The following is a 12,950-nucleotide window of genomic DNA, read 5'->3' as shown; positions in this document are numbered from 1 at the left end:
GACATGAAATTATTTAAAACCATATTTGCAGCTTTGATCGTATCAGCCCTGTTTACAAACTGTAAAAAAGTGCTTGATAAGGAAGATCTTACACACAGCACCCCCGGCCAGATTTTTAATGACTCAACGGTGGCTATTTTAAACATCAATTACCTGTATACAGCAAACCAGCCTGGCTGGTTTGGCGATACCGGCGGCGCTATTGGCAGCGGAGGCGACAAATGCGACGAATTTTACAGCGATAACGCATACGTAAAAGGCACGGTTACCATCGAAACTGTTGGTGACATCGGTACCTCGGTGAATATCAGCAATAACTACGGCCGGATCCGTAACATTAACCAAACCCTGCAGGATCTCGACGCCAGCACCTTGCCTGCCTCTACCAAAAACAGGTATAAAGCACAGGCTTATTTTTGGAGGGCTTTCAGGTATTTTGACCTGGTAAGGTTATATGGAGGTGTTCCATTGGTATTAAAACCGCTTGATGCTATTGGTCAGGACGCCAAAAACGCGGCGCTTTTGCCTCGTAACAAAACCTCAGAATGTTTTAAACAAATTGTGAGCGATCTGGACAGCTGTATAAAATATCTGCCCGCCAAATGGAGTGGCAGCGATTACGGTCGTATTTCATCGGCTGCTGCGGCTGCCTTTAAAGGAAGGGTGTTGCTAACTTATGCAAGTCCTCAATTTAACCCCAGCAACGATGCAGCCCGCTGGCAAACAGCTGCAGACGCCAATGATAAGGCAATGCAGATATTATCCGCTAATAACTACGGTTTAAACCCTTCGTATGATAATATGTGGTTTACCGAAAACAGCAGCAATCCTGAGGCAATTTTAATAACAGGTTTTAACACGTCATCAACCGATCAAAACCAGAATAACAATACCTATGATAACGCGACCCGTCCGGCCTATTTAGGTACTAAAGGCGGTTCCAATCAACCTACATGGGATATTGTAAAATCATACCCGATGCTTGACGGAAAAGCACCAGGTACCTCGTTAAAGTATACATATGATGATGCAAAGTTTTTTGATAACCGCGATCCAAGGTTTAACAAAACTATTGCCTACAACGGTTGTAACTGGCCTATAAACGGCAATAGCTCTTATCGCCTGTGGACTTACTTTTATTACAATAAAGCGGATGGTTCCGGTGTTAAAACCACTGAACCGGCATCGGCAACAGGCTCAGGTTTCTACCTGCGCAAAGCTATTGACCCTAACGTCAGTGTGGCAAATACACCATATGTTGGTACAGATTGGATGGAGATCCGTTATGCCGAAGTTTTATTGAACCAGGCCGAATGTGCCGCAGCGTTAGGCAACGTAACTACCGGTTATACCAATATAACAGCTATCAGGAAACGTGCCGGTATTGAAGCAGGTGCCGATAACCTTTACGGTTTAGATGCAGGCATGAGCCCTGATCAGATGATCAACGCTATCATGAATGAACGTAAAATTGAATTTGCCTTTGAGGGTAAACGCTATTGGGACCTTCGCCGCCGTAAACTGCTCGAAAGCACATTGAACGGTAAAAAGAGAACGGGGCTTACAGTTACCCTTAATAACAACGCAAGCGGTAAAGATTATCTTACCGGTACAAGAGATGCTTTAGCAGCTACATCATTGGATGCCCTGTACAGCACATCTTTCACCGTTAAAACTAAAACTATGGATTCTTATAACATTGCGGTTCAGTCGGGCGATTACTTTTTCGGGATCCCTTCGGCGGCATTGTTAAATAATATCAATTTACAGCAAAATAACACCTGGGGTGGGCCGTTTGATCCGCTTCAATAATAAATTAATTGAACGATGGGTGCCTGCTAACCATTTAACAAAAGAAGATTACGAATACAAATATGAAAAAACACACAGCTTTATTTTTAGTAGCAGCGGCATTGGGTTTAGCTAAACCGGCTTTTGCCCAATACCCTGAAGTGCCGGAGAAGGTTAAAGCAGAGAGTGAAGCTTTGATGAAAGAGGCTACCCGTCGTTCAGATTCAGCATGGGCGGTCGCCCTGCCCATTATCCAGGCCGATCAGCGCCGTGGCAAAGTATACGTACCATGGGCCGCGCGCCCGACCGATTTGCCGCAGGCCAAGATCCCGGCTTTTCCGGGTGCCGAAGGCGGTGGTAAGTTTACCTTTGGCGGCCGCGGTGGTAAGGTATATGTAGTTACCAGTTTGGCAGATAATGGCCCCGGCACTTTGCGTGAAGCTTGCGAAAAAGGCGGCGCACGTATAGTGGTATTTAATGTTGCGGGCATTATCCGCATCAAAACACCGATTATCGTGAGGGCTCCGTATATTACTATTGAAGGCCAAACTGCTCCGGGTGATGGCGTTTGTATTGCAGGCGAATCATTTTGGGTGAATACACATGATGTTGTGATCCGTTATATGCGTTTCCGCCGCGGCGAAACCAATGTTGGCCGCCGTGATGATGCTTTGGGTGGCAACCCGGTGGGCAACATCATTGCCGATCACGTATCTGCAAGCTGGGGCCTGGACGAAAACTTTTCCATGTACCGTCACATGTTTGATCCCGGCGATGGCTCGAAAGAAGAGAAGCTGGGTACCGTAAATATCACTATCCAGAATTGTATTTATTCAGAATCATTGGATTACTGGAACCACGCTTTCGGCTCAACAACAGGCGGCGAAAACAGCTCATTGATGCGTAACCTTTGGGCCGATAATACCGGCCGTAACCCATCTGTTGGCTGGAATGGCGTATACAACTTTGTAAACAATGTGGTATTTAACTGGCATCACCGTTCAATGGACGGCGGCGATTATACCACCAATTACAACGTGATCAATAACTACTTTAAACCTGGTCCGGTTACACCTAAAGATGAGCCGGTTGGTCACCGTATCCTGAAACCGGAATCGGGCAGGAGCAAGCTGAAGGAAAAAGTGTTTGGTCGTGTTTATGCATCAGGTAATATTATGGAAGGTTATCCCGAAGTAACTAAAGATGCGTGGAACGGTGGCATCCAGGTTGAAGGCCCTGGTGGCAAAGAATTGCCTGACGCCGGCCAATACAAGGATTACATGAAATCGGATGTTCCGTTCCCTATGCCTCCGATGACTATCCTATCGGCAAAGGATGCCTTTAAATTTGTTATCGCTAATGCCGGCGCAACACTGCCAAAACGCGATCCGGTTGATGTGCGCATCACCGAACAGGTACGTACAGGTAAGATCACTTACAAAGAAATGAACACCGATACTGCTTACCAGTTTAAAGTGCGTAAATTACCTAAAGACTCGTACAAACTGGGTATCATCACTGCTCCATGGCAGGTTGGTGGTTATCCTGAATATAAAGGCACGCCTTACAAAGATTCGGACAATGATGGCTTGCCCGACAATTGGGAACTGGCTCATGGCTTAAACCCTAAAGATGGTAAAGATTCGGCCCTGCCTGCAAAAAATGGTGGCGGTTATACCAATATCGAAGTATATTTAAATACAGTAGCCGCTAAAGGCGAAAAGAAATTGGCTTCGTTAAAATAATAAAGACACTATAATGCGGGGATTGAGGTTTATAAGGATTTATTTTTGGGTTGGTTTAATGACTGGGGGGATGTTTATGCATTCCCCCTTATTTGCACAAGATAAGAAAAAAGCCCCTAAACCCCAACCGCCTGTTGCTGCCGATAAAAACGGCAAATTAAATTATACCGTAGCGCCCAACGGCGACCGTATTCCTGATTATTCATATTGCGGATATATGGCTTCCGAAAAGCCGATCCCTTTTGTAGCTGTAAAAGTTGTGGTGCCTGTAAAAGCAGGTGACGCAACATTGAGGATCCAGGCTGCCTTAGATTACGTAGCTGGTTTACCTGCAGATAAAGATGGTTTTCGCGGAACGGTGCTGCTCAACAAAGGCACATATCAGGTTAACGGCAGCCTTAAAATAAATGCATCCGGCGTTGTATTGCGGGGAAGCGGGATGGCCGCCAACGGTACCATACTATTCGCTGCCGGAACGGATAGGGAAACCTTTATCCATGTTACCGGCAAAAACGACCGGCTAATATCCAAAGAAATTAAAATTACCGATGCATACGTGCCGGTAAATGCTAACACTCTACACATTGCCGATGGTGCAGATCTTAAAAACGGCGATCTGGTTTTAATTCACCGTCCAAGCACACAGGCATGGATCAGCACCATTAAAACCGACCATTTTGGCGGCGACTTAACTGCCCTGGCCTGGAAACCCGGTGAGCGTGATGTTTACTGGGATCGCAAAGTAACATCAGTTGACGGCGACAAGATAACCCTTGATGCACCTTTAACCACGGCTTTAGATTCGACTTATGGTGGCGGTTTGATAGCATCTTACCAATGGCCCGGCCGAATAGCCCGGGTTGGTATCGAAAATTTAAAACTGCAATCTGCATATAACACTGCCAATGCGAAAGACGAAGCTCATCGCTGGATGGCAATCACCATAGAAAATGTGAGCGATGCCTGGGTACGCCAGGTAACATTTGAGCATTTTGCAGGTTCGGCGGTGTTTGTTGGTACTACAGGTAACCGGGTAACGGTTGAGGATTGTAAATCGCTCGCGCCTGTTTCGGAAATAGGGGGACAGCGTCGCAACACTTTCCTGACTATGGGGGGGCAAAACCTCTTTCAGCGTTTATATTCCGAACAGGGTTTTCATGATTTTGCTACCGGGTATTGCGCGCCAGGGCCAAACGCCTTTGTGCAATGTATGTCGGTAGGTTCGCTGGGCTTTAGCGGAGGTATTGATAGCTGGGCATCGGGCGTTCTGTTTGATATCGCTAACATCGATGGACAGCCCTTAAGTTATATGAACCGGGGACAGGACGGACAAGGCGCCGGATGGAGCGCCGCCAACAGCCTGTTCTGGAATTGTACCGCAGCCCGTATGGATTGCTATCAGCCGCCAACGGCTCAAAACTGGGCTTTTGGTACCTGGGCGCAATTTGCCGGCGATGGCTACTGGAGCACATCAAACAGCACCATAAGCCCACGCAGTTTTTATTACACGCAGTTAGCTAACCGCTTAAATAAAGATATAAGCAAGCAAGCTGATATCCTGTATCCGGCTACTGAACCTTCAAGCAGCCCGACAGTTGAGCAGGCCGCCGAATTGATGGCCGCTGCCCGCAAACCGGCTGTCACAATCAGCAACTGGATTGATCAATCACCTAAAAGAAATTTGATTAGTATAGAATCGGCAGGTGCCAAAACTATTGACGAGGTAGGCTATAAAAATGCTGCACCTGTAGCATTAGCACCAAAAATGGTTGTTACCAATGGCTGGTTAACCCGTGGCAATGTTGTATTAACAGGCAGGCACTTTGAAACCCCGTGGTGGAATGGCACGGTTCATCCCGATTATACTGAAAAGGAAGCCAAACCCGCCATCTCCCGTTGGGTACCCGGCCAAACCGGCACAGGGTTAACGGATGATCTGAACGCGGTAACCGATTGGATGCGGAAAGATAATATCGTGGTATTTGAACACAACTATGGCTTATGGTATGATCGCCGCCGCGACGACCATGAGCGCATCCGCCGGATGGACGGCGATGTTTGGGCCCCGTTTTATGAGCTACCTTTTGCCCGCAGCGGTAAAGAACTGGCTTATGATGGTCTAAGCAAATACGATTTAACTAAATACAATAGCTGGTACTGGAACCGCCTGAAACAATTTGCCGACCTGGCCGATGAGAAAGGTTTGGTATTGGTTCACCAAAATTATTTTCAGCACAATATTATTGAGGCTGGCGCACATTACACTGATTTTCCATGGCGCACGGCAAACAATATCAATGGCACCGGTTTCCCGGAGCCTGTACCTTATGCCGGCGACAAACGCCAGTTTATGGCTGAGCAGTTTTATGACGAAACCGACCCGGCAAGGCGCAAGCTTCACATTGCCTACATCAATAAATGTATGGACAACTTTGCAGGTAATACCGGGGTGATCCAGCAGATTGGAGCGGAATTTACTGGTCCGCTGCATTTCATGAAATTTTGGGTAGAAACCATTAAACAATGGGAAACCACACATAAAAAGAAACAGATTATCGCTTTAAGCGCTACAAAAGATGTGCAGGATGCTATCCTGTCCAATCCGGCAACAGTTTCGGTCATCAATGTTATAGATATTCGTTATTGGTATTACCAGGCCAACGGAACGGCCTATGAACCCATTGGCGGCCAAAGCCTGGCCCCACGTCAGCAGGCCCGGATCTTTAAGCCAAAGGCTTCATCATTTGAGCAGGTTTATCGTGCGGTACACGAGTATCGCACCAAATACCCGGATAAAGCTGTGCTTTATTCTGCCGATGGTTATGATCATTTTGGCTGGGCGATATTTATTGCCGGGGGATCATTGCCCGTACTGCCCGCTGGAACCAATAAAGCTTTTCTGACCGATGCAAGCAACATGAAACCGGTTGATCTGCCTGGTTCGCCTAAAGATCAATGGGGGCTGGCTTCATCAAAAGGATATATAGTTTACAGTAATGGTGGTGGTATCCACCTTGATTTATCTGCAGGTATTACTTACAAAGCACAATGGATCGACCCTAAAACCGGCGAGCTTTTACCCGGTAGCGAGACGATAAAAGGCGCTGCAAATACAGAAATTAAAGGACAGGGGAATGGGGCTGCAATTTTGTGGCTGAGCAGGAATTGAAAGGTTAGGAAAAAATAAAAGCGGAGGGCTTGCACGATTCCCCTCTCGAGAGGGGCGGAGGGGTGTATTTAACAAAGCGGTAATAAACGCGGACGAAACACACCCCTGCCAACGCTCAGCCAAACGCGCCCCCTCTCAAGAGGGGAGCTCGAAAAAATAGAGGGATTAAAGAAGAAAGGGCCAGTGCGATTCCCCTCTTGAGAGGGGTGGAGGGGTGTGTTTAACAAAGTGATAATGAACGCGGACGAAACACACCCCTGCCAACGCTCAGCCAAACGCGCCCCCTCTCAAGAGGGGAGCTCGAAAAAATAGAGGGATTAAAGAAGAAAGGGCCAGTGCGATTCCCCTCTTGAGAGGGGTGGAGGGGTGTGTTTAACAAAGTGATAATGAACGCGGACGAAACACACCCCTGCCAACGCTCAGCCAAACGCGCCCCCTCTCAAGAGGGGAGCTTGAAAAAATAGAGGGATTAAAGAAGAAAGGGCCAGTGCGATTCCCCTCTTGAGAGGGGGCGGAGGGGTGTGTTTAACAAAGCGATAATGAACGCCGAAGAAACACACCCCTGCCAACGCTCAACCCAACGCGCCCCTCTCAAGAGGGGAACTTGATAAATTTATAATTATGCTTAAAAAATCTACCATATTAATTGCCATTGCTTTAGTGCTTTTTTCATTCAAAAGCAACGATGTAATGCCTCGTTTAAGCATATCCGCTAACCACCGCTATTTTATGGCTGGTGATAAGCCATTTTTTTGGCTGGGTGATACAGGATGGCTGCTGTTCTCTAAACTGAAAAGAGAAGAGGCCGAGCAATACCTTGATGTCCGTGCCAAACAGGGTTTTAACGTGATACAGGTAATGGTGGTGCATAGCATCAAAGAAACCAATGCCTATGGCGATTCTGCCCTAAGCAATAAGAATATCGCATTGCCAAAAACAACTCCCGGCAATGCCTTTGGCAAGGGAAACGAATATGATTATTGGGATCATATCGACTGGATCATCACCAAAGCTGCCGAAAAAGGATTATATCTTGCGTTGGTTCCTGTTTGGGGATCGGTAGTTAAGGAAAGCCATATTGGTGCTGATAAAGCAAAAGCTTATGCCGGATTTTTGGCCAAAAGATACCGCGATCACCCCAATGTGATCTGGATGAATGGCGGCGACATTGCCGGTTCAGATTCATTAAAAACCTGGAATGCTATTGGTAACACTTTACATGAACTGGATGGAAAACATCTGATAACTTACCATCCGCGCGGCCGTACGCAATCATCGAAATGGTTTCATAATGAAGATTGGTTAAGCTTCAATTGCTTTCAATCCGGCCATCGTACTTATGCGCAGGATACTTCTAAAAAAGATTTAAGATACGGCGAAGATAACTGGCGTTATGTTGAAACAGATTACAATCTATCACCCATAAAACCAACGCTTGATGCCGAGCCATCCTATGAAAAGATCCCTTACGGATTACATGATATCAAGCTACCCCGCTGGACAGCTGCCGATGTAAGGCGCTATGGCTACTGGTCGGTTTTTGCCGGGGCCTGTGGGTATACGTATGGCGATAATGATGTGATGCAAATGCACAAACCAACAGATAAAGGCAGTGCTTACGGCTCAAAAGGATATTGGTACAATTCGGTAAATGATCCGGGAGCAAAGCAGATGGTCTATCTGAAAAAGTTAATGCTGTCCCGCCCATACCTTGATCGTGTGCCGGATCAATCGTTGATCGCCGGTAATAACGGTGTAAAGTATAACAGGCTGATAGCTACCCGCGGTAAAAACTATGTCTTTGTTTATACCTATACCGGCAGGGAGATCAATATCAATGCTGATAAACTGGAAGGCACAAAACTGAAAGCATCATGGTTTAACCCACGCAACGGGCAAACTACGACTATCGGAACCTTCGCGAAAGCTAAAATAATCAAATTTAAGTCCCCAGGAAAAGTACCAAATGGTAACGATTGGGTGCTCATTATTGACGCGATATAACAGTGAAAAAAGGAATTAAACATATCACTTTACTATTTGCCATTGCATTGATATTTTCATGCAAGGCAAGTAAAAGCGTGTACCTTTTTACTTCATTTCATGAGCCTGCTAATGAAGGCCTGCGCTTTTTGTACAGCTATGATGCTTACCACTGGAATGCTATTGACCACATTTTCATTAAACCGGAGGTTGGCAACGCGAAAATCATGCGTGATCCATCCATAGCCCAGGGACCTGACGGGGTTTATCACCTGGTATGGACAACCGGCTGGAAAAACGATAAAGGCATCGGCTATGCCAGTTCAAAAGATCTGATCCACTGGTCGGCCGAAGAGCATATTGAGGTGATGGCTAATGAGCCCACCGCGGTGAATGCCTGGGCACCGGAGTTGTTTTATGACGAGGAGAACAAATATTTCATTATTGTTTGGGCTTCAACCGTACCATTCCGCTTTCCGAAGGGACACGAGGATGAAAATAACAATCACCGACTGTATTACACCACAACTAAAGATTTTAAAACTTTCAGCCCCTCACAGCTTTTCCTTGATCCGGATTTTAGCGTAATTGATGCTGAGATCGTAAAGCGGGCCAAAAATGATTATGCACTGGTGATGAAGGATAATACCCGGCCTAACCGTAATATCCTCGTGGCCTTTAGTAATAATCCTCTGGGGCCTTATAGCAATTATACTCCGCGATTTACCGAACCTTTCAGTGAAGGCCCCAGCATGACCAAAGCCGGTGATAACTGGCTGATTTATTATGATTCGTACCGTTTAAAAAGATATGGCGCCATGCGTACAACCGACTTTGAAACTTTTACCGACCTGGCCGATAGCGTGAGCATACCGGTAGGGCACAAGCACGGCACCATATTTAAGGTTACCAAAAAACAGCTTAGGCAGCTTTTACAGGCAGCCGGGCAAAACAAAGCAGCTAAACATGAATAAGTTCATCATCATATTGTTTTTTTTATCGATGGCCGGGATAGCCAGTGCGCAGGATACCGTGCATTACAGCGGCAATACCTTAGCCAATGTCGATTACCATCATGGGCAATTAAACCCGGCGATAGGCGTGCACAGCCAGCAGATCTTCAGGGCTAACCGTGAACATCCGGAACTGGCCGATGGGTTTGGCTTTACCTACAACCATGCGCCCATGCTGGCCTACTGGAACAATACTTTTTATGTAGAATACCTGAGCGACAAGGTAGGCGAAAGCGTGCCACCGGGACAAACCCTGCTCATAACCTCAAAAGGTGGTGAAGCATGGTCGAAACCAACGGTAGTTTTTCCTCAGTATAAAATTCCTGATGGAACTACCAAAGAGGGGCACCCAGGCGTGGCGAAAGACCTGTATTCGGTGATGCACCAGCGTATGGGTTTTTATACGTCGAAATCAAAACGCCTGCTGGTGCTTGGTTTCTATGGGATTTGCCTGGATGGTCATGATGATCCGAATGATGGTCTGGGCATTGGTCGCGTAGTGCGCGAGGTATTACCAAACGGCAAATTCGGACCGATTTATTTTATCCATTACAATCCAAAATGGAACGAAAAGAATACCTCGTATCCTTTTTATAAAACAAGTAAGGACAAAGGTTTTGTACAAGCTTGCGATGAGTTGATGGCCAACCCGCTGATGATGATGCAATGGGTTGAGGAAACCGACAGGAAAGATCCGCTGATCCCGCTGCATAAGGATTATAAAGCATTTAACTTTTATCACTTACCCGATGGCCGCGTGGTTGGCTTATGGAAATACGCGCTTACCGCTATCAGTACTGATAACGGCAAAACCTGGCCGACAAATGCTGCCCGTGCACCGCGTTTTGTAACTGCCAATGCTAAGATCTGGGGGCAGCGCACATCCGACGGCAAATATGCTACAGTGTATAATCCTTCGGAGTTCCGCTGGCCGCTGGCCTTATCGGTTAGTAAAGACGGATTAGATTATACCAACTTGCTGTTAGTTAACGGCGAGATCACCACCATGCGTTATGGCGGCGCTTATAAATCATACGGGCCACAATATACACGCGGCATTGAAGAGGGGAATGGCATCCCGCCGGGTGGTAAGCTTTGGGTTACTTACAGCATGAACAAGGAGGATATCTGGGTATCATCCATCCCGGTGCCGGTTACCGAAAAGGCGGATGCGCATGCAAACGAGGTTTTTAACCAATTGCCTGCCGGCAAAGAACTGGAGAAATGGAATACCTATAGCCCGCAATGGGCCCCCGCGGCTATCGATAAATCGCCCGATGGTGAACGCGCGTTGACCCTAAAAGACAGCGATCCATTTGATTTTGCCAAAGCTGAACGTGTTGTGCCTGTTTCTAAAAAATTAATGACCGATTTCACCATCACTGCCGGGCAAAACAATACCGGTATGCTGGACATCGAATTTCAGGATGAAAAAGGCACCGCTGCTATCAGGCTTACGCTTGATTCTGCGGGGCAATTCAGGACCAAGGCCGGTTATCGCAACAAAAACTTCATGAAGTATGAAGCCGGTACGCAATATCATGTAGTGATCAAGCTGAATACCGATACCCGCTTTTATACTGTGAATGTAAACGGCAAGGATGTACTTACTGGCCTGTTTTTCGCGCCGGTGCTAAGCGTAAACCGGGTGGTGTTCCGTACCGGGGATATCCGAAGGTTTCCGGATGCAGATACGCCTACCGATCAGGATTTCGACCGGCCAAATGCCGGAGAAGCAGCGAAGCAAGCCGTGTTCTACATCAAATCATTTAAAACAAGCAATTATTAATGTTACGCTTAATAAAATATTGTTGGTTGACGATCTGCCTGCTTAGCCCCGGACTTGCAGGGGCGCAGGTTGTTTTGCCTAAAATATTGGGCAACAATATGGTATTGCAGCGTAATGCTCCCGTGCCCGTTTGGGGAACAGCCTCGCCGGGCGAAAAGGTAACAGTAAAGTTTGCTAAACAAACAAAGGCAACTACGGCTGATGCGGCGGGTAAATGGATGGTAAAGCTCGAGGCGATGCCCGCATCAGCCAAACCATCAACATTAACTATAAAAGGTATCAACACTATCCAACTGCAAAATATATTGGTAGGCGAGGTATGGCTCTGCTCCGGCCAGTCGAACATGCAGTACGAAATGCGCAAAAACAGCAAAGTGAAAAAGCCGGATACCAGCACGGAAAACTCGCCGGTTGATGAACTTGACCACGCACATAACCCGCAGATCAGGATTTTCCTGGTTACGCAGAAAAACTTGTTAAAGCCCGATTCTAACCATTCGGGATGGAGCGTGGCCGAAGATTCGGCTTTGAGGGCTTTTTCTGCGGCAGGGTATTTCTTTGCTAAAAACCTGCAGCATGATTTGAAAGTGCCGGTAGGTATTATTTCATCGGCGGTGAGCGGCAGCAGGATTGAGCCCTGGGTATCACAGGAGGGTTTTGATGCCATTCCGTATTTTAAGGCCAACAACATTAAAATTGAGGGTAATCCCGGTAAGTTCTACGCCAAAATGATTGAGCCGGTTGCCCCCTTTGCGCTGAAGGGCTTTTTATGGTACCAGGGCGAAAGCAATTGCTTTTTAGGCGAAACCATCAGTTATACCTATAAAATGGAGGCGCTCATCAACAACTGGCGTAAGCTATGGGGCGATAAAACGCTGCCATTCTATTACGTGCAGATAGCGCCTTATTATTACACCCAGGGAAAAGGGCCGGTAACTTATACGCCATTTACAGAACCCGAATTGCGCGACGCCCAGGCCGCTGCACTGCAGATCCCACATACGGGGATGATTATCACTACCGATCTGAATGATGACCTTAAAAACATCCACCCGCCATTTAAATGGGAGATAGGCAGGAGGCTTGAATTACAGGCACTTGCCAATACCTACAAAAAGCCGGTAGTTTTTTCGGGTCCGATGTACAAAAGCATGAAAATAAACGGCGACAAGATCATCCTTGAGTTTGATCACGTGGGTGCCGGCTTGGTAAGTCACGACGGTAAACCGCTCACCGATTTCACCATTGCTGGTGCCGATGGAAATTTTGTAACCGCCACCGCCATAATAAAAGGAAACACGGTTGAGGTATCGGCCCAATCGGTTGCCAAACCTGTAGCCGCGCGCTTTGCCTGGTCGGAGTCGGCTCAGCCTAATTTTTATAATAAGGAGGGGTTACCTGCCGCGCCATTTCGCACGAATAACCCTTTGAAATTTACTTTAACTGCTAACTGAATATAT

The 12,950-nt window shown here is 46.9% G+C and carries 7 protein-coding genes; all 7 read left to right on the top strand.

Translation table 11 applies throughout. The features are described from left to right. Positions 1–3: 3 nt before the first annotated feature. The 7 genes from ABID99_RS19530 (at position 4) to ABID99_RS19500 (ending at position 12,944) form a co-directional block, all read left to right on the top strand. Positions 4–1,812: a RagB/SusD family nutrient uptake outer membrane protein gene (locus tag ABID99_RS19530; RefSeq protein ID WP_373614843.1), complete on the top strand. Its 1,809-nt coding sequence runs from the start codon at positions 4–6 to the stop codon at positions 1,810–1,812. Positions 1,813–1,874: 62 nt separating this feature from the next. Then, complete coding sequence (locus ABID99_RS19525) at positions 1,875–3,536, top strand: polysaccharide lyase (protein ID WP_188832960.1); 1,662 nt, start codon at positions 1,875–1,877, stop codon at positions 3,534–3,536. Positions 3,537–3,612: 76 nt separating this feature from the next. Continuing rightward, a complete protein-coding gene (locus tag ABID99_RS19520) occupies positions 3,613–6,705 on the top strand; it encodes a DUF6298 domain-containing protein (protein WP_373614842.1) in 3,093 nt (1,030 codons plus the stop codon). 621 nt (positions 6,706–7,326) lie between these two features. Continuing rightward, positions 7,327–8,709: a glycoside hydrolase family 140 protein gene (locus ABID99_RS19515; RefSeq protein ID WP_373614841.1), complete on the top strand. Its 1,383-nt coding sequence runs from the start codon at positions 7,327–7,329 to the stop codon at positions 8,707–8,709. 2 nt (positions 8,710–8,711) lie between these two features. Next, complete coding sequence (locus ABID99_RS19510) at positions 8,712–9,662, top strand: glycoside hydrolase family 43 protein (protein ID WP_373614840.1); 951 nt, start codon at positions 8,712–8,714, stop codon at positions 9,660–9,662. Continuing rightward, the gene (locus ABID99_RS19505) at positions 9,655–11,490 is read left to right on the top strand and encodes a six-hairpin glycosidase (protein WP_373614839.1); all 1,836 of its coding nucleotides are present in this window, start codon (positions 9,655–9,657) and stop codon (positions 11,488–11,490) included. The genes ABID99_RS19510 and ABID99_RS19505 overlap by 8 nt, the downstream gene beginning before the upstream one ends. Beyond that, complete coding sequence (locus tag ABID99_RS19500; RefSeq protein ID WP_373614838.1) at positions 11,490–12,944, top strand: sialate O-acetylesterase; 1,455 nt, start codon at positions 11,490–11,492, stop codon at positions 12,942–12,944. The genes ABID99_RS19505 and ABID99_RS19500 overlap by 1 nt, the downstream gene beginning before the upstream one ends. Positions 12,945–12,950: the final 6 nt, after the last annotated feature.

The organism is Mucilaginibacter sp. OAE612, from assembly GCF_041806395.1.
GTDB classification, from domain to species: domain Bacteria; phylum Bacteroidota; class Bacteroidia; order Sphingobacteriales; family Sphingobacteriaceae; genus Mucilaginibacter; species Mucilaginibacter rubeus.
This window is presented reverse-complemented; position numbering and strand designations above follow the sequence as displayed.